The organism is Neobacillus dielmonensis, assembly GCF_000612665.1.
Taxonomy (GTDB): domain Bacteria; phylum Bacillota; class Bacilli; order Bacillales; family Cytobacillaceae; genus Neobacillus; species Neobacillus dielmonensis.
On record NZ_HG942084.1, the window covers coordinates 47,611 to 66,547 of the forward strand.

Consider the following 18,937-nt stretch of genomic DNA (forward strand, 5'->3'; position numbering starts at 1 on the left):
CAGTCTCCTATTGTTCGTCTTCCACTCTTAAAGCGGGAGTGTTATTTCAATGATGGTTCCGTTTGGACTACTAGATATATGAAAGGTCCCATTATGGTTTTTAATAATTTGCATGCTAATCATTAACCCAAGACCAGTCCCATTTTCCTTAGTCGTGAAAAAAGGCTGCCCAACATGGTCTAAATGCTCATTTGCAATTCCAGAGCCCTGATCTGATACTGTAATCATCACACTATTCTCATTATACTTATCAACTTCAATGTTTATAGTACCACCATCGGGCATTGCTTCGATGGAGTTTTTCAATAAATTGATAAAAACCTGCTTTAATTGATTTTCATCACAGACTAAATGAGGGATTTTAGTTGTACAGCTAATTGTCACATTGGTATTATTTAAAATAGCCTGCGCATCAATAAGTGCTTTCACGTTTTGTAAGATCTTTATTATGCTGGTTTCCTTAATCTTTTGTCCTTGTGGTTTCGATAACAATAATAATTCGCTGAGGATTTGCTCGATTCGGTTCATCTCTGAATTAATAATATCAATGTAAGTGGATTTTACATTTTTATCGGATTCCATTAATTGAAGAAAACCTTTAATGGCTGTTAAAGGGTTCCTTATTTCATGGGCAATTCCCGCAGCCAGCTGCCCAGCAACTGTAAGTTTCTCAGATTGCAGCAGCATTTTTTGGGTTCGCTTTTTCTCCGTTATATCTCTGATAATGATATGACGTGCAGGCTCATTCTGATAGATGGCGGGAATTGCCTTTATTTCTACATCCATAATCTCACCATCGAGACGAACTAGCTGTATTTCAATAAAATCGACAATCTTCCCTGTTTCGACTAGTTTTACACGTTCTTTTATAATTTTTTTATAGTCACTGAGTAAAAAGTCATAGATATTGCGCCCAATAATTTCTGATTTTTCCTTGCCACCTACTAAGTGAAGCGCCGTGTTATTCGCAAAAAGTATCTGTTCGTGTTTTGCTATTACTACAGCATCAGGGGAATGTTCGACAATTTCCCGATAAACTTCTTCTCTTTGCTGAATTTCCTCGGTTAACCTTCTCCTGCGCTGTTTAATTTCAGTTATATTTTTAGCGATACCATATACACCAATAATTTCCTCGTCTACGACAATTGGATAATTGGTAATATTCACATCTATAATAGCCCCATTCTGATGGATCACCTGACAGTCAAAATTTTGTAACTTTCCTTCTAAGGCCTTATAAAAAAAGGAAAGAGCCCGATCTAAGTGTTCTACCGTGACCACTTTCATATAGGTCAGTTTCGAGAACCGCTGTGGATCATACCCAAATATCCGCTCGCAAGCTGGATTTAACGGCAAAAAGAAACCGTCTAGGTCCATCACATAGATGGCGTCGGAATCACAGCCAAATAATGAACTGTATTGATTCAAACTTCCCTTGATATGGTTTTCCAACAAGTCCCGTTTGTGTTGTTTTATTTTTAAAATAGATGTATTCATCTGAATTTATAGATCCTTTCTTCATATTGAAAAACAACCAAATTAGAAGCTGTTCTAATTTGGTGCATGTCTAGGATCACTACTGTACAATCATTCAACAACGTTCGTCATATTTCTTTTATCCTACTATAATAGTAATGGTTCATTAATAGATTTTCAATATGTTTCTAGCTTATTACAGACTCGAATCTTGACAAAAAATGTTGGGAAAATTTTTAAAAAAACTATTTTGTAATCCACCATTTTCCATTGCTCATACTTAATAAACATAATCGAGTAATAATAGACAATTAAGAATATATTAAGTAGGGATAGTCAGCTAACCCGAGATAAAACGACAAAAGGAGTGACTGTTTTGGAAGCTCAAAACCAAACACAAGAGGCATTGCTGCAATACAAACAAGGAGTTGGAACGTTTACCCAAAAAATGCCTCAGCTTGCCAGAGCATACAATGAATTTACCGAAATTTGCTTTCAGGAAGGACAATTAAGCCAAAAACAGAAGCAGTTGATTGCCTTGGGGATCGCCCTTCATTCTCAAGATGAATATTGCATTATTTATCATCTTAAAGGCTGCTTAGACCAAGGTTGTTCTGAAGAGGAGATTTTAGAGGCCGTTGGTGTGACTGCTGCTTTCGGTGGCGGTGCCGCAATGAGTCAGGCTGTTACCCTAGTACAGCAGGCAATGGATGACTTTAATCAAATAAGCCATTAAAAAGAGATATCACCAGGTTTCTCAATATCAACTTATAAGCAAAATTCAAAAAGCGCAGGATCCATCTGGTCCAGCGCTCTTATTTTATGCTTATTAGCTCGCTTTTAGTGGGGTTACACCAATTGGGTAAACTGATTATTTTTATGTCACTTCCTTCATAATCCTAATGGTCGTCTCATAAAATGGACAAGGAGGCGGTTATAGGAGGTATGAAAGTGGCCAAAAAATCTAATATAGATAGAGAACAATTTTATTACCGATGAAAAGAACTATTTTGACGTATTTTTGCCTGCTGCTTGGCGCCACCCTGCAAGGAATGTCGATGTCATTGTTTTTATTTCCTCATTCTATCCCCTCCGGAGGGGCAGCGGGCATTGCCATTCTATTAAATCACTGGTTCCACTTGTCGCTTGGGTTTTCTTTGTGGCTGGCTAACATCGTCTTCTTATTGTTTGCCTTAAAATACTTTGGCTACACTTGGACCTTGCGGACGATCTTTTCAGTAGCAACTACCTCCACTGTGGTAACCATTCTGACAAGCACTATTCCGCACCTTCATTTTCATACATTCTTTGATATTGGAGCTGGCAGTATTTTCTTTGGGATTGGCGTAGGATTACTAATTCGCGCCGGCGCATCCAGTGGTGGAATGGTAATTCCTGCTTTAATGATTGCCAATTACAAAAATTGGAGCCCCGGCAAAGTCATGATGGGCATTAACCTTCTTATATTTTTGCTAACATCACTAGTTATCGATTATAAAATTGTTTTGTATGCCGTTGTTTGCCAGTTTTTCTCGACTAATATCATTGATTTTATTTATGAATTAAAATTCCAAAACCTATTTTTCTTATCTGCCAATTGGAGGAAAAGATAAGAAGACCACATTAAAGGATCTTCCTTTTCTTTAGGTAATCTATAATAAAAGTAACAGACTCCTCTATCGTTACTTTATCGGTTTCAATTTTAATGTCCGGCTGTTTGGGCTGCTCATATGGGGAGGAAATCCCAGTAAACTCAGGGATTTCCCCTTTTCGTGCCTTCTTATAAAGCCCTTTTGGGTCCCGGTCTTCACATACCTCAATTGGACAATACAAATAAATTTCAATAAACTCGTCAGGCTCAAACAGGTCTCTTACTAACTCTCTGTCTTCCCGAAATGGGGAGATAAACGCAGAAGATACGATTTGCCCACTGTCAACAAATAGTTTGGCAACCTCACCAACCCGGCGGATATTTTCTTTGCGGTCACCAGCCCCAAAGCTTAAATCCTTGTTTAAGCCATGGCGGATATTATCCCCATCAAGTACATAGCTGTTTATGCCATTTTCAAATAAGGCATAATCAACAGCATTGGCCAACGTAGATTTTCCAGAACCTGAAAGTCCTGTAAACCATAGGACACAGCTTTTATGACCGTATTTTTGATGACGGTCTGCTTTTGTGACAGTGGTTTGATGCCATGTAATATTTTTGCTCATTCCCATTATCTACACCCTCTGTTTATTTGGCTAAACTGATAAATGGTTATTTGTTAGCTAATTGGAGAATTTTCACTTTCATATACTTCCTTCATGCCTGCAATAAGGATTTCTACGACTTCCGGACGGCTGAATTCCTTTGGAGGCTGCACTCCATTCCTTAACATCTCTCTTACTTTTGTCCCTGATAAAACCACGCGATGCTCGCTCTCATGCGGACACGTCTTTTCCGAGGCCATGTTTTCACATTTTTTACAGTAAAAACTATTCTCGAAAAACATCGGAGTAATGCCCAGTTCTTCTTCCTCAAAGCAGCTAAAGATTTTTTGTGAATCGTATGTCCCGTAATAATCTCCTACGCCGGCATGATCTCTTCCTACAATAAAATGAGTGCATCCAAAGTTTTTACGGACAATAGCGTGAAAGATGGCTTCTCGAGGGCCTGCATATCGCATTGCTGCTGGAAATACGGATAATAGTACACGGTCGGCAGGATAATAATTTTCAAGGAGTGCCTGGTAGCTCTTCATGCGGATTTCACCAGGGATATCGTCTGACTTCGTTTCTCCAACTAGCGGGTTTAAAAAAAGACCATCTATGGTTTCTAGTGCAGACTTTTGGATATATTCGTGTGCTCGGTGCACGGGGTTTCGTGTTTGGAATCCCACTACCGTTCTCCAGCCTAATTCGTGAAACTTCTTTCTCGTTTGGACTGGGTCAAAAAAATACGATTCAAAAACGCCTTTATTAGGACGATTAATTAGAGTAATCGGACCAGCCATATAAACCTCAGGGCGCTCATATAGCTTTTTAACCCCTGGATGCTTTAATTCGGTTGTTTTGTAAACACTTTTCGCTTCTAATTGTTTATTAGGAAAAAACTTTTCGGTCACTTTCATGATTCCAAAAACTTCTCCCTCATGGACAAGATTAATGGTTTCCCCAATTGCCAGTGTACGAGCCTTTCGTTGACTCACAGCCAAGGTGATGGGTAAAGACCATGGTAGTCCATTTGCAAGTCTCATCTGTTCAACAACCGAATTGTAATCATCTTCTCCCATAAATCCTTCAAGCGGGCTATAAGCCCCATTTGCTATTAGCTCTAAATCACTTAATTCAAGCCTATCTAATTCGACATAGTTGGCTGAAAAATCAATAGGATATTCCAAGTTAATTCGGTTGATTAATTTACCGCCATGCGGGATACTCTTTTTCAACTGATACCCTCCTCCAAACTAGTTATACGTTTTTCCCGATTGTTTACTGCTGATGCAACCCGCACTCGGTCTTGGAAAGACCTGCCCAGCGCCCCGCTCGGGAATCCGTTGAATCACCAATGGGCTGAGTGCATGGTGCGCAGCCTATACTTGGATATCCCTTGTCATGCAAAGGATTATAAGGCAATTGATTTAGGTCAATATAGGTCATGACATCATTCCAGGTCCAATGAATCAAGGGACAAACCTTTATATTTTTAAATTTCTCATCTTTATTTATATAATCTGTCTGGCTTCTCGAAAGGGATTGCTCCCTTCTTAACCCCGATATCCAAGCTTTAACACCGCTTAATGCTTCCCTTAACGGTTCCACCTTCCTTAATTGGCAGCAAAGATTAGGATTTTGCTTCCATAACTCCTCACCAAACTGCTCAGACTGCTCCTTCAAGGATAATTTAGGTACCACCATTTGGATCTTTAACGATGGGTATTTCGTTTCCACCTGGTTAATCAATTGGTAAGTTTCGGGAAAATGAAGTCCAGTATCTAGAAAAATAATTCGGGCATCTTTTTTGACTTTATGAATTAAATCAATTAAAACAATCCCTTCTGCACCAAAGCTGCATGCATATACAATATCATCGTTATATTCTTGATAGGCCCATTTGATAATATCTAAAAAGTCAGGTTGCTGACTTAAAATATTGCTAATCTTCTCCTGTTCCCAGGATTCATAGGTAAGTACAACTGACAACCATCATCCCCTCCTATATTTGGTCATTTATTAGGGTAACGTTAATGTCACGCAAGCATTGTTGCCAAGATCACGCTGATTCATAAAATTGATATCCCCATACTCTACATAGGAGAGCATCGCTCTAATCCATGAGCCATGTCCAAATGCTAATACATTTGAATGATTCTTATATTTCTCTAAAAACAAAACCACTCGTCTCTCTAAATTTCCAACCCGTTCACCCAGAATTAGGTCTTTCGGATTATTCCTCCATTGATCACCATATTGATCCCATAAAGTCTGTTTTGACATTCCTTCAAATGGTCCGAAATCCAATTCGTCTAGCAGCCCTTCTGTTTCTGGCTGAAATCCATAAGCCATGGCTGTCTGGTGGGTCCGTTTTAAGCTGCTCGCTAAAACAAGTTCAAATGGAGCGAGATTTCGTAATACTTGTTGATTATGAATAATGCCTTGCTGGTACTCCTCCGTTAATGGTGATATTTCAATATCCCGCCTCCCTTGAAGCCATGTTTTTTTATTCCATTCCGTAGGTAGATGCCTGATTAAAGTAAGTTGCATTCAATGTCCTCCATGAAGAATGTTTCACTTCGCAATCCTACGCGCTGTGTTTCTAGTACTAAAACATCCTGAATTTTCACATTACCTAAATTCACATTGGGCCCGACTTCTTTTATAAAATACATTTGGTGTTTCGAGGAAGGTGCCTCAAAAATAATTTTGTTAGGATCGACATCTTTAATTAAATCTCGGATTAAATCAAATTTAATGGTTCCGCTTTTTTCATAAATTCCAGAAGTACCTGAATCTCGACCTTCAGTTATGACGTATTCACATCCTGCTGTTAGTAACTGTTCAATTTCATTCTTCCATTCGGATATGTCCATATCTTTATTGCAATCCTTGGAACCAACCTCAGCAATGACATGAAAATGTTTTTTTAACTTGGATACTAAATGGAGGCGGTCTTGAATGGAAATATCCAATGTCCCATTCGACACCTCGATCCATTCAATTCCCAGGGATTTTAAGAAAAGTATATATTCCGGGATTTTGTTTTGGTAATAACATTTTTCAAATAATGTGCCACCACAATACGGACGGATATCATGCTCTTTGTATAAGTTAATCTTTTCTTTTAAATTAGGTGTTAGATATGCAGAGCCAATACCTATTTTGGCAATGTCAATGAGGTGTCCATAGTCGACAAGAATGTGTTTCAGTTCCCCTATGGGAGTGCCAAAATCCACAACGGAAGTTAGGCCATAGGTTCGTTTTCCTGTGGTCCTTTGTGGTAAGGTTAAAAAATCCATAGGCAAAGCGCCTCCTCTTTTTTTCTAAAATAGACTATTCAAAAACTGGGTGAATGTGTAAATAATAGGCCTTTTTTCTTATAAATTAGGCAAATGCCTTGAATAAACTTTTGTAGCAAATCAAACAATAATGGAGGCTTATTCTCACAGTTAGGAGTGTGCATTTTGGGAAAACAAAAGCATAAAGGCTTGACTATTTTAGCCATCAGTTCCATCCCCATGATTCTGGTTCTGGGAAACTCAATGTTGATTCCGCTTCTCCCAAAGATGAAGACTGAGTTAGATATTTCACAGTTTAAGGTTAGTTTGGTGATTTCTGTTTTTTCCATCGCTGCTGCTATTTCTATTCCTGTTTTAGGTTATTTATCCGACCGGTTCTCTCGAAAAGCCGTGATTATACCGGCACTTATTTTATATGGGAGCGGCGGCCTATTAGCGGGGGCAGCATCTGCTTGGTTTTCCAGTGCTTATACTTGGATATTAGCGGGAAGAATCATGCAGGGTATTGGTGCTGCAGGTACTGCACCGATTGCCATGGCGTTAACTGGTGACTTGTTTAAGGGCGGTGAACAAAGTAAAGTTCTGGGCTTGGTCGAAGCATCAAATGGATTCGGCAAGGTTATCAGCCCAATCCTAGGCTCCCTTTTTGCCCTGTTGTTCTGGTACGCTGCTTTTTTTGCCTTCCCGATTTTTTGCCTAATCTCTATATTACTAACGATCTTTTTTATCAAAGAGAAAAAAGCAAAAAAGGAACCACCGCCTGTCGGTAAATATGTGAAAGGGTTGGCTAGTGTCTTTAAAACAGAAGGTCGGTGGCTATTTGCTGCCTACTTGACCGGAGCGACCTGCCTGTTTACGCTATTTGGTATTTTATTTTACATTTCCGATATTCTTGAAAAACAACATGGCATTGATGGGTTGCTTAAAGGGGGAATCCTGGCGATTCCACTGCTGTTTATGACAACCACTTCCTACATTACTGGGAGCAAAATTGGAAAAAGAATGGGATTGATGAAGTCGTTAATAATTTTAGGTCTTTTATTGATGACGGCCTCATTTGCATGCCTGATCTTCTTTAAAAGCCTTGTGCCATTCTTTTCCGTTTTAGTGGTCAGCAGTATTGGAACTGGATTAGTACTTCCGTGCATTAACAGCTTTATTACTGGTTCTGTTCCGACAGACCGCCGGGGGTTTGTCACCTCTTTATATGGTTCTGTTCGTTTCTTAGGGGTTGCCATCGGGCCGCCAATCTTTGGAACCTTAATGGAATGGTCTCGAACTGGCATGTTTTTAATCACTGCAGGTTTAACACTATTTTGTGCTCTTCTATGTCTCGTTCTGATCCATGTTGCAAAGAAGGAAAAATCGTCTAAAGAAAATGATACTCTATTTGAAAAACTGCAGTTCACTTAGAAAGTGGAAGCGCCGGCGAGGCGTTTCCTTCATTTAAAAAAGTATTGCCAATCCAAAAAAGGGAGTGAATTTTGTTGCAAATTTATTTTTCTCCAGAGGTCATTACTCCACAATTTCAAGTGTTAAATGTTGTAGATTCTGAAAACAAGGCGGTTGGAAATGTGGCCTTCTTGTTTGATGAAAAAAAGTTGTATGTATATGGAATTTTAGAAGAAGAAGGTGTCGGAGAAGATTTTAAGGACTTGGTGACTCCTTACATAAAGGGGTTGGCTAAAGCTAAACCAGATGTTGAAGTATTTTCCTGTTTATATATTGGCTGCCAGAAAATAAAACTACATGGTGATGAAGAAGACAAATAAATGGTCTATTGGGTATATTTCTAAGGGAGGAGTTCCTCCCAATTTTTTTTAGAAAAGTTTGTGTAACATGGCATTTGACCACTTCATACCTTATTGTATCTTTAGCTAGAGATATGGAGTGTATGCCCAATGAGTATAGGCATCATCTTTATGGGGCTTTTTATTGGTTTTATGGTTGGATTAACCGGTGTAGGCGGTGCAGCTCTATTAACACCTATTTTAATTTTATTAGGGATTAATCCTTCCATTGCGGTTGGTACAGACCTGTTTTATAACTCCATTACTAAATTATTTGGCTCTATTCAGCATTTCAAACAAAAGACGATTAACTTAAAGCTTGTCAAGTACCTAGCGATTGGAAGTATCCCAAGCGCTCTCCTCGCAGTAGGCATTCTCCATTTATTTAACGCCTACTTTCATAATCAGGAACAAATCATTAAACACTCACTCGGATATGTATTAATATTAGTGGCCGTTGCTACCTTAATTAAAACCTTTATGAAAAATAAAATTGAATGGAATCAGCTTCAGCTAAAGCCTGTAGAGGAAAAACGAGCTATGTCAATCGCAATCGGAGCAGTACTGGGATTTATAGTTGGTCTTACCTCGATAGGTTCAGGTTCTATGTTTGCGCTAGCCATGTTATATCTGTATCGGTTGGGTCCTTCAGAACTGGTCGGAACTGATATTGCCCACGCTTTTTTATTAGTGACCGCAGCAGGAATTTTGCATGCTGGTATTGGAAACGTAGATTATATGTTAGCTGTCAACCTACTTTTGGGGTCCATTCCTGGTGTGATTATAGGAAGCAGCCTATCATCCAAATTCCCAGCGAAACCTTTAAGAACCATTTTGGCCATTATGATCTTACTAAGCGGCATAAAGCTAATATAATCATATTCACGGTCCAAATATAAAGCCCTGTATACCAATAGTGTTACAAGCAGAGGATGGACTAAAGCCGCCTCTGCTTTCTTATGTCTACTATGTTGTGATTATAATACTGGTCTTCCGGGTCCTTCTAAGTTTTTTCTTGATTTTCTCTTGATGATCAGGAACATCCCAATGAGAATGACCTCCAAAATAAGCCCTAACGAACTCCATGTATAAAAAGAATAATGAATATGCTCCATACTGTTCTTAAATATAAGGATGGAGATATAACCCAAAATAAAAGCAAAAGGAAATAAAAACTTATTCGTGTTAGATTTATAAAAAATACTAAAGCAATGGTTGATGCCGTATAACAAAAACGCCGCTTTCGTTATGAGTGTGGGAACCCAAACTGCCACAATGACTAAATCAAGCCGGTCCAGGAAATCTGTCAGATTGATTTGTTGAATGAGTATATAGGATGGAAATGTAGCTTCCATCACTATTTTTTTCCCCAAAACAGCAATCTGCATCACAATGACGATGAGGAATAATCCTGTCCCTATAATAGCTCCCCATAGAACGGCACTTCTTGCTGCTTTTATAGGGTTAATATTTCCAACTACTATGAGAATGATTAACATCTCACCCAGCCACGAAAACGTGAAATATACAGATTTAATGAGCGACAATGCAGTATGAAAGGTAGGCAGGGGTTGAAAATTTCTAACGTCTGCCTCATTCAGCATTATTATGGGCAGTATTACAATTACAAACCCCAGAATAACAAAATAAATCGCATTTATTCTTGCTGTAACCTCTAACCCGGCCATAGCAACGTAAGTAATGCCCAAAACGGTCAATATCATAATGACTGAAATCGGTGTACTAGGCAAAAGGACAGATGCCACAAAATCAATCATGGCTCTTAAATCACGAATAAAAGTTAACAGGAGAAAGAGTAAAAAGAAGAAAAGAAAACCCTTTTCCCAAAAACTGCTGTGTTTTTCTACCATAAAAAGTTCTCTTAAGGATTCGGCATGCTTTTTCTTTCCAAACAAAAGGTAAACAATTAGGATTAATATCGGCAAGATCATTAAGGGTACAATCCAGGCACTTTGTCCCCCGATATGAACTGTAATTTGCGGAAGACTAATGACCGTTGCACTTACAATAAAATTTGCTACTAAAAACATCACTTGTAAGTTGGATATTTTCTGTTTCATATATTCACAACCATTCTAGAAAGACTCCCGAATGTATTATTTAAGAACACTGTCACAATATTCAAATTGATATTTAATCCTTGTAAGATAGTGCAGCTTATTACTGCTAAAACAAGCAGATACATCCATTTTCTTTCTTTTTTTGCTAAAATCTTTCCTTTTAACATCACAAAAACGTAGATGATTAATGTGAGCCAGACAAATACAATACCGATATCCATGTTTTCATTTCCTCTCGATATTTCCTGTATTGGTGGTTCTTTGTATATCAGAATCTACATGAATATTTACTTTCAGCGTTGGAAGAGTCTTTTCCCAATCTTCCTCCCAGTTATTCTTCCATTCATGATAGTGATTACGGTACAAATACCAACCAAACCCGTAAACATCTATTCCCTCGGAATGTGCATGATCTAAGACAGCTTTAATATTAGATTTAATCATTTCTTCCATCTTTTTGATGATTAAATGATAGGTCTTAGGGTCCTCAATCCTCAAATCTGGTTCATTTTCTAAAAGAATTCCTATTGCTCTCACTTTTAGATCAAAGGAAGGTTTTCCATTCACAATCTGGAAAGCAGGTTTTATGCTGCTGTTAATAATTTGAACTGATATTTCCTTATTTTTTAGCACTTGAAAGGAGAAAGGTTTCTTGACCATTTTCTCATTAAGCCACATAATCCCCTGGGACTCACTCTTGTTTGTAGTGAATACCATCTTATCCTTGTTAAATAACGCGTAACTCCCCATCAAAATTTCTTTCCCATTCTTTTCCTTCTTGGTGGTGCCAGTGGATTCGATTACGGGGGCGACAATATCCTTTCCTGGACGGGATAAATCTTGCATAGCATCCATTGCTGTCATATTCAAGGATGTCTTAGACATTTCTCTAATGGCTTCTCCTGAGAATTGTTCCATTTTTGGCTGTGCCTGTAACATTTTTACAGCCTCACCCTTAGAAATAACTAAAAAAGTTGATAACCTTGATTGAGGATGAATAAAGGTAGCAAGTAATGCCTCCTTGATCCCATGTTTAGCTAAATCCTCACCGATAATGAATACTCGTCGATGACCGAAAAATATCTTTCTTGACAACCTTGCCTGTACATCCTCTAAGCTTTGCCGGATATTATCTCCTGTTCCTACAAGAACAGATATTGGACCTCCACCGCTTGTTCCTCCTCCACCGCCGCTCGAACCGGATCCGCCCATCGAACTTGGCAATGGAATTTGGATGGCTACTTTATATTTTTCCTTTGGAGCTTTGTCCACAGAGGTGGCAAGAACAAAGGCATTATCATTTATTTCAGTCCGATCCCAACATCCCGTTAAAATGAATAGAGGCAGGGTGAAACAGAGGATCAAACGAAGTTTTTTCATGAGGAACTCCCTTCTTCCCTTATTTTTCCGGTATTCTCAGTCTGTCTGACAACATCATCCTTTACTAGCTGGTTAGGTCTTCGGTCCATGGCCCACCATGGCACTCGTAAAAAGACATCCTTTAACGACTTTACGGACATGGGAGCAAGTGGCCAGAAATATGGGATGCCAAACGATCTCAGTTTGCACAGATGCGTTAACACTGCCAAAACGCCTAAAACGACTCCGAATAACCCAAACATAGCACCGAGAAAAATTAATGGGAAACGTAACATACGAAAAGCAACCGACATGTTATATCTTGGAATGGTAAATGAAGAGATACCAGTAAGTGAAATAATAATAACAGTTGGTGCCGATACAATACCTGCCTCGACTGCTGCCTGTCCAATAACCAGTGCTCCCAAGATTCCAACCGCTTGCCCAACTACCTGAGGAAGTCGGATCCCTGCTTCTCTTAATGCTTCAAACGATAGCTCCATAATCATTACCTCAACAAACATTGGGAATGGGATCGCCTCTCTGCTTGCGGCAATCGACAACATTAATGAGGTAGGAATCATTTCTTGATGGAAGGTAGTGACTGCTACATAGATTCCAGGTAAAGTGAGCGCAATAAACACAAACGCGATCCGAAGGAATCTTAGGAAGATATAGATTTGAAATCGGCCATAATAATCTTCACTGGCTTGAAAAAACTGCCAAAATGTCGCCGGTAAAATTAAAACGAAGGGAGTTCCATCCACTATAATCGCTACACGGCCTTCTAATAGATTGGCTGCAACCGTATCAGGGCGTTCTGTATTTTGAATCTGGGGAAACATGGTCCAAGCACTGTCCTCAATCAATTCTTCGATATAACCGCTCTCTAAAATTCCATCAATACTAATTTTGTCGAGCCTTGACAGCACTTCTTCCACTAAATTTGGAGCTGCAATCCCCTCAATATAAAGAACGGCAATACCTGTCATTGTCTCCTCGCCAATATCTTTTGATAATATTTTCAAACGATTCGAGCGAACTCTAGACCGGACAAGAGCTGTGTTTACCCGTAATCTTTCGGTAAAGCCTTCTCGGGAACCACGGACGGAAGATTCTGTCTGCGGCTCGGCAACCGTTCTCCGGTCACCTCCTTTAGCATCAAATATAATCCCCTTTGTGAGTCCATCTACCAGCAACACGGTATTAGCCTTTAAGACATTGCTTACGACATCGTCCAATTTGGATGTTTCAGAGACAGAACTTAATGAGATTACTCGTTCCATCAATAAATTGGCTGATATCCTTTCTGTTTCTACTTCTTCCAAAAGCTGGCGGATCCCATTCAGTTCTACAGATTTGGAATCAATAAATCCATCTACAAACACGACAAATGCATGTGCTTTGCCAGCCACGATTGGGCGGAAGACAATATCGGAACAATCTTTAAACAACTCTTTTAAAATGCTTATATTGTCTGTTAATTTTGGACTTATCTCTTTATGTGTTTCATCGCTAGTTAATGCATTTGATTCTACATTCTTGAATTTTTTAAATTTCTTCATTGCTCAAAACTCCACAGTATCATATTTTTTGGCTCCGTTAAATTTGGCTGTTGATTGCAGCGAAAGAAGCTCAGCGAACCCGCGGACTTGCCCCTTCCGTTCCAATCAACAGAGTCAAATATCATTAACGTTAACAGAGCAATTTCTAAAAGGGTTGTTACGGACTCAGCTAAATCAGTTTTTAATATAACCCACATTTAGAAATTTATCCCTTGGAAGAAACAGCAAATAGAGAGTTTCGAATTCTTGTCCTTCTATTAACGAAATACAAACATATAATGGAAATGAAATCTTTTTAAGGAGGTTCCTATGTTTATTTTTATTGAAAAAGCGGTATTAGGAATGGCCTTGTTAAGGGTGCTTTCGGGGAGTATTGAAATTTTCGCGGCGCTGCTCATGCTAAAATTTAATTCAGTTGAAAAGGCCCTTATGGTGAACAGTTCGCTTGCCCTGGTCGGACCGATTATCCTAGTTCTTACCACTACCATTGGAGTTCTAGGAATGGGAAACCTATCTTTATTCAAAATTGGATGGATTTTTCTTGGTGTCAGCTGTATCTTAATCGGGGTTTTAAAGGCTTAAAAAAGCTGCCTTAGGATTATTCCCAAAGCAGCTTTTTAAAAATGTTATTTTGTTGTCGCTTCTTTTTCATTATAGTCATATTTTGACCGGTCTACCGGAGTAAAGCCTTTCGGAGTATAGAATCGTAGCAAATCGCCATTAACTACCTTATCCGAAAGAGCTAATTTTTGTTCAACAATTGATTTATATTTTTTCGCATCTTCCATTTGATTTTGTTCTAGCTTCGTCCCCGTTTTGGAATCATAGTATTTGCCATCAACAGAAGTGATGTCAGGACTGACATAATCACCATTTCGGAACGGTACAATTTGGTCATGCTGTTCGGATAAAAGGTCTGTCCCGAACTGTACATCGTCTTTATTGTCAATTCCCAGCAGATGGAGCAATGTAGGAAGCAGGTCAACTTGTCCGCCATATTGATGTTGGACTCCACCTTCGATTCCCGGAACATGAATCAGTAAAGGCACCCGCTGCAATCCTGCACTTTCAAATCCATTTATTTCTTTACCCATCACTTTTGACATGGCTTTATTATGATTCTCAGAAATACCATAATGGTCACCGTACATGATGATGATAGAGTTGTCATAAAGACCCGATTCTTTTAAATAAGAAAAGAATTGCTCTAATGCCTCATCAGCATACCGCGCTGTTTGAAAATAGTTGTCCACCGACGGGTCTCCCGTTGTATCTGGAGCAATCGTAGCATCCTGTTCCTTCAGCGGATATGGATAGTGATTGGACACTGTAATAAACTTTGTATAAAAAGGCTGCGGTAATGATTCTAATAGCGGAACGGACTGCGAAAAGAACGGTTTGTCCATAAGGCCATATTCTGCAAGATCTTCAGAATTTATATTATAGTTTTTGGCATCGAAAAACTTATCATAACCGAATGACTTATAAATTTCATTGCGATTCCAAAAGCTTCCTGAATTCCCGTGAAATACAGCTGATGTGTAACCCTGTTGGCCCAATATAGCTGGTGCTGCTTGATACGTATTCGTGCCTTTCGTCGTATAAGCAGAGCCTTGTGGCAATCCAAATAACGAATTTTCCAGCATAAATTCCGCATCTGATGTTTTCCCTTGACCAGTTTGATGGAAGAAGTTATCAAAATACAAGGTATTTTGATCTTTTGTAAGAGAATTTAAAAATGGAGTTACTTCTTCCCCGTGAAGCTTATAGTTTATCAAGAAATTTTGCATCGACTCCAAGTGAAGATAAATCACATTCATCCCTTTTGCTTTGCCAAAATAGGCAGGGTTAGGAGCCGCATAATTAGATTTTGTATAGTTGATGACTTCTGTAATATCATCACTGTCAGCCATAACTCTTTGCGCAGAAGCTTTTGTACTTTTGACCGCATCATAAATCGTGTAATTATACATTCCTAAATATTTAACAATATAGTTACGGTCAAATCCCCGAGTTAATAGTTGAGGACGGTCCGCTTCAGCTAAAGCTAAATTCACAAAAGAGATGGTTAAGGCTAAAGAAACAATGGCAGGCAGTTTTCGACGGGGATTGCCATCAACATGCTCCATTTTTACTATTTTAAAAAGTAATAGACTGATTAATACTATAATATCTAGAAAGAATAAAAAGTCATATGACTTTAACAAAGAACCAACGCTGCCGCTAACATCCCCAAAGTTTTGTGTCTGTGTAATAGTTGGCAATGTAATAAAGTCATTAAAAAACCGATAAAATAAAATATTGGCATATAATAAAAACGATAAAATAAAATCAATGACAATCAGCCAAATATACTTCTTTCTCCCCTTAAAGAAGAATGAAAGGCTTAAAAACAACAATGATGAGCCTAACGGATTTATAAATAAAAGGAATTTCTGCAAAGTATTTTCTATACCTAAGTCAAATTGTGTTAATTGGGCTGTATAAGTTTTTATCCAAAGTGCAATCACAGCCAAAAGGAAAAAGCCATTGTATTGATCAAGAATAAACCGACCTCTGGTTCGTAATTTATTCATTTACTTACACCTCGCCTTCCAAAGCACTATTATGCCATAAATCCGACAGGTCATGTCAAGCATATTGAAGCCAAATCCACTGTTATTTAACTAAATAGGAAATATATCCTTCTTCTAAGAAAAGCTGCTAGTTTATTTTTCATGAATTAAATCATGTTTCACCCTGCCATTAAACTCTTTTCCTTTCCAATATGCCATACCCGTTGCGGCCAGTAATAACAATCCGGTTACCATAAAAACACTTTGAGCAGGAAAAATGCCTCCAATATATCCGCCGACGACTGGTCCAACCATTCCACCAATTTGATTGGCGGTTTGGTTAAAGCTGAAAGCTCGTCCACGGAAATCATCCGGTGTAGACCTCACAACTAGTCCATTTAGAGCTGGGTACACCGCACAGAAAAACACACCGTAAATAAATCGAATAATGGAGAAGCCCCAAATTTGGCTAAACAAAACTTGGGCAAGCGTCCCAATTGCTCCCCCAAGTAAGCCAATTACAAGAACACGTTGAAAACCAACCTTATCTGCCCACCGGCCCCAGAATGGAGCAAATAACGCGCTGGCAATCCCTGGAAGAGAAAAGACAATTCCAGCTAATAGAGAAGCATTTTCAGCATTGCCGCCCAATTTAACAATATATAAAGGCAGAACTGGTTCAATTGTCATAACTGAACCGGAAGTAACGACTGTTAAAAACAGGACAAGAACAAATGGACGATACGTCCATGCCTGTTTAAAATCGTTCCTAACAGAACCTTTTTGTTTATTTGGAGTAAAATTCTCTTCCTTCACCCAGAAAACCACAAGAATGGTGGAAATAAATACAATTAAACCTGCACTGCCAAATGCCAGGCGGTTTCCAGCCAAATGTGCGATCGCTCCGCCTAGCAAGGGTCCAACAATATTCCCTGAAGCCGAAGCGGTAGAGATTAAAGATAATGCATAGCCAACTTTACTGTTAGGGGTATTGGTTCCAATTAAGGCAATGGCACCAGGAATAAATCCTGTCAGTAGTCCTTGGGAAATCCTTAATGCTAATAATTGATAAGGACTTGTCACAAAGGCGGTTAACGTATAAATTACAAACAAAGCAAAACCAGCCCGAATTATCATTGGCTTTCGGCCATACTTATCTGCCAAACTCCCCCAAAAAGGAGAAGAAAGTGCACCAGCGAAAAAGGCTGCACTGTATAAGACCCCAGACCATAATTCTACGTGTTGTTTCACACCAATCTGAGGGAGAAAGATTGGCAAAAAAGGAATAACCATCGAAAAACTAGCTGCTGTAAAAAATACTCCGACCCATAAAACATATAGATTACGCTTCCACACAGGCATACTGATCCATCTCCAAGTCAATTCATTATGGATTTGTTCCATTTATTATTTAATAATGGCTATCATACCACAAAATTTAAATATTTTGATACCCGAAATATTATTCTTCAACAAACGTTCACTTTGTAAAATGCTTATTTCTTGCCTTATCTTCCTCTCAATTGATAAACCGTTTTTTTTCCTCTATAGTTTAACTAAAGTTTACAAATGAGAGATTCTTTTGATAAAGGAGAGGAACAGCATGGCAACACTCAAGCAGCCCAACATTTTAGTGTTTCATCCAAAGCAGGCCAAAGCATATGCGGACTATATCCGTCTTCACGGTTTTTCGGAAGTAACGGAAGCAGCAACCTATGAGGAGGCAAAACAGCATTTGCCTAACACGGAGATAATCTTGGGATGGAAGTTTCCCACTGAATTGCTTAGACAGCAATATGGTTCATCTGTACGATGGTTTCAATCCATCGGAGCAGGAGTAGATGATTTGGTAAAAGATAATCTGATTCCAGCCAACATCCTTTTGACCAGAATCATTGACCAATTTGGCCCTGCGATATCCGAATACGTTTTTACCTATCTATTGTACTTAGTAAAAAATGTCCAGCGTATGATACAAGCCCAACAAAACAGGCAATGGGATCCTTTTGTTTCTGAATCTTTAGCCGGCAAGACGATTGGGGTAGCTGGTTTAGGCTCCATAGGGGCTGAAATCGTTCGAAAAGCACGCGCCTTTGATATGACAATCCATGGGTTAAGCTTGAGCGGCAAACACACATCATTAGTTGACCGGCACTTTGACTCTGGCGATTGGACAGAGTTTGTCAAAGACCTCGACTATTTAGTGTTGACCCTTCCGCTTACTAACGATACCTTTCATATAATAAATAAAGATATCCTTTCTGCCATGAAACCGTCGGCATGTCTAATTAATGTCGGACGTGGGGCTTTGATTAATGAGGATGACTTAATTACTGTCCTCCAGCCAGGCCAGCTTCAAACGGCTGTACTTGATGTGTTTGAGACTGAGCCATTGCCTGCGGACCACCCTTTCTATAGCTTGCCAAATGTTTATATTACATCACACTTGTCTGGTCCAAGTACCGTTGAAGGCGTGGGTAAATTTTTTGTAGAAAATCTCCATCAATACATAAATGATCAGCCTTTGGCTGGTTTGGTAGATAGAGAACGTGGGTATTAGCACGAACACAAAAAGCTGACTTTCTAGTCAGCTCAGATTGTCGAGAAAGG

Annotated in this window: 18 protein-coding genes; 7 read left to right on the forward strand and 11 right to left on the reverse strand. The window is 39.0% G+C overall.

Features of this window, described 5'->3' with window-relative positions; genetic code table 11:
* Positions 1-27: 27 nt before the first annotated feature.
* The gene (locus BN2425_RS21445) at positions 28-1,497 is read right to left on the reverse strand and encodes a PAS domain S-box protein (protein ID WP_052352988.1); all 1,470 of its coding nucleotides are present in this window, start codon (positions 1,495-1,497) and stop codon (positions 28-30) included.
* Positions 1,498-1,852: 355 nt separating this feature from the next.
* Here BN2425_RS21445 and BN2425_RS21450 point away from each other — a divergent pair, with 355 nt between their 5' ends.
* Both BN2425_RS21450 and BN2425_RS21455 read left to right on the forward strand, forming a co-directional pair.
* Entirely contained in the window at positions 1,853-2,212 is a 360-nt protein-coding gene (locus tag BN2425_RS21450; protein ID WP_042463980.1) for a carboxymuconolactone decarboxylase family protein, read from the forward strand.
* Between the two features lie 259 nt (positions 2,213-2,471).
* On the forward strand, positions 2,472-3,089 hold the full coding sequence (locus tag BN2425_RS21455) for a YitT family protein (protein WP_042463982.1): 618 nt from the start codon (positions 2,472-2,474) through the stop codon (positions 3,087-3,089).
* 10 nt (positions 3,090-3,099) lie between these two features.
* On the opposite strand, the gene cysC is transcribed toward BN2425_RS21455, so the two are convergent.
* The 5 genes from cysC to BN2425_RS21480 are packed head-to-tail and all read right to left on the reverse strand — an operon-like array spanning position 3,100 to position 6,977.
* The gene (cysC, locus tag BN2425_RS21460) at positions 3,100-3,693 is read right to left on the reverse strand and encodes an adenylyl-sulfate kinase (RefSeq protein ID WP_042464034.1); all 594 of its coding nucleotides are present in this window, start codon (positions 3,691-3,693) and stop codon (positions 3,100-3,102) included.
* Positions 3,694-3,746: 53 nt separating this feature from the next.
* A complete protein-coding gene (sat, locus tag BN2425_RS21465) occupies positions 3,747-4,910 on the reverse strand; it encodes a sulfate adenylyltransferase (protein WP_042463985.1) in 1,164 nt (387 codons plus the stop codon).
* Between the two features lie 43 nt (positions 4,911-4,953).
* Complete coding sequence (locus tag BN2425_RS21470; protein ID WP_042463987.1) at positions 4,954-5,664, reverse strand: phosphoadenylyl-sulfate reductase; 711 nt, start codon at positions 5,662-5,664, stop codon at positions 4,954-4,956.
* Positions 5,665-5,694: 30 nt separating this feature from the next.
* Positions 5,695-6,225, reverse strand: a complete 531-nt coding sequence (locus BN2425_RS21475) for a histidine phosphatase family protein (RefSeq protein WP_042463989.1) — start codon at positions 6,223-6,225, stop codon at positions 5,695-5,697.
* Positions 6,210-6,977: a phosphosulfolactate synthase gene (locus BN2425_RS21480; RefSeq protein WP_042463991.1), complete on the reverse strand. Its 768-nt coding sequence runs from the start codon at positions 6,975-6,977 to the stop codon at positions 6,210-6,212. The genes BN2425_RS21475 and BN2425_RS21480 overlap by 16 nt, the downstream gene beginning before the upstream one ends.
* Before the next feature lie 219 nt (positions 6,978-7,196).
* Here BN2425_RS21480 and BN2425_RS21485 point away from each other — a divergent pair, with 219 nt between their 5' ends.
* The 3 genes from BN2425_RS21485 to BN2425_RS21495 all read left to right on the forward strand — a co-directional run bounded on the left by BN2425_RS21485 (position 7,197) and on the right by BN2425_RS21495 (position 9,643).
* The gene (locus BN2425_RS21485; RefSeq protein ID WP_406603211.1) at positions 7,197-8,390 is read left to right on the forward strand and encodes an MFS transporter; all 1,194 of its coding nucleotides are present in this window, start codon (positions 7,197-7,199) and stop codon (positions 8,388-8,390) included.
* A gap of 74 nt (positions 8,391-8,464) precedes the next feature.
* Complete coding sequence (locus tag BN2425_RS21490; protein WP_042464037.1) at positions 8,465-8,749, forward strand: hypothetical protein; 285 nt, start codon at positions 8,465-8,467, stop codon at positions 8,747-8,749.
* Between the two features lie 129 nt (positions 8,750-8,878).
* Positions 8,879-9,643 carry a sulfite exporter TauE/SafE family protein gene (locus BN2425_RS21495; RefSeq protein ID WP_042463995.1) on the forward strand — a complete coding sequence of 255 codons (765 nt, stop codon included), beginning with the start codon at positions 8,879-8,881 and terminating at the stop codon, positions 9,641-9,643.
* 101 nt (positions 9,644-9,744) lie between these two features.
* On the opposite strand, the gene BN2425_RS21500 is transcribed toward BN2425_RS21495, so the two are convergent.
* The 3 genes from BN2425_RS21500 to BN2425_RS21515 all read right to left on the reverse strand — a co-directional run bounded on the left by BN2425_RS21500 (position 9,745) and on the right by BN2425_RS21515 (position 13,772).
* Complete coding sequence (locus BN2425_RS21500) at positions 9,745-10,848, reverse strand: GerAB/ArcD/ProY family transporter (protein WP_042463996.1); 1,104 nt, start codon at positions 10,846-10,848, stop codon at positions 9,745-9,747.
* A gap of 225 nt (positions 10,849-11,073) precedes the next feature.
* On the reverse strand, positions 11,074-12,228 hold the full coding sequence (locus BN2425_RS21510; protein WP_042464000.1) for a Ger(x)C family spore germination protein: 1,155 nt from the start codon (positions 12,226-12,228) through the stop codon (positions 11,074-11,076).
* Positions 12,225-13,772: a spore germination protein gene (locus tag BN2425_RS21515; protein ID WP_042464002.1), complete on the reverse strand. Its 1,548-nt coding sequence runs from the start codon at positions 13,770-13,772 to the stop codon at positions 12,225-12,227. The genes BN2425_RS21510 and BN2425_RS21515 overlap by 4 nt, the downstream gene beginning before the upstream one ends.
* Before the next feature lie 309 nt (positions 13,773-14,081).
* On the opposite strand from BN2425_RS21515, the gene BN2425_RS21525 reads away from it, so the two are divergent.
* Positions 14,082-14,354 carry a YqhV family protein gene (locus tag BN2425_RS21525; protein ID WP_042464007.1) on the forward strand — a complete coding sequence of 91 codons (273 nt, stop codon included), beginning with the start codon at positions 14,082-14,084 and terminating at the stop codon, positions 14,352-14,354.
* Positions 14,355-14,398: 44 nt separating this feature from the next.
* Here BN2425_RS21525 and BN2425_RS21530 read toward each other — a convergent pair whose 3' ends face one another.
* Positions 14,399-16,348: an LTA synthase family protein gene (locus BN2425_RS21530; protein ID WP_042464009.1), complete on the reverse strand. Its 1,950-nt coding sequence runs from the start codon at positions 16,346-16,348 to the stop codon at positions 14,399-14,401.
* 132 nt (positions 16,349-16,480) lie between these two features.
* A complete protein-coding gene (locus BN2425_RS21535; RefSeq protein WP_042464012.1) occupies positions 16,481-17,689 on the reverse strand; it encodes an MFS transporter in 1,209 nt (402 codons plus the stop codon).
* Between the two features lie 241 nt (positions 17,690-17,930).
* Between BN2425_RS21535 and BN2425_RS21540 the strand changes: the two genes are divergently transcribed.
* A complete protein-coding gene (locus tag BN2425_RS21540) occupies positions 17,931-18,887 on the forward strand; it encodes a D-2-hydroxyacid dehydrogenase (RefSeq protein WP_042464014.1) in 957 nt (318 codons plus the stop codon).
* Positions 18,888-18,937 lie beyond the last annotated feature (50 nt).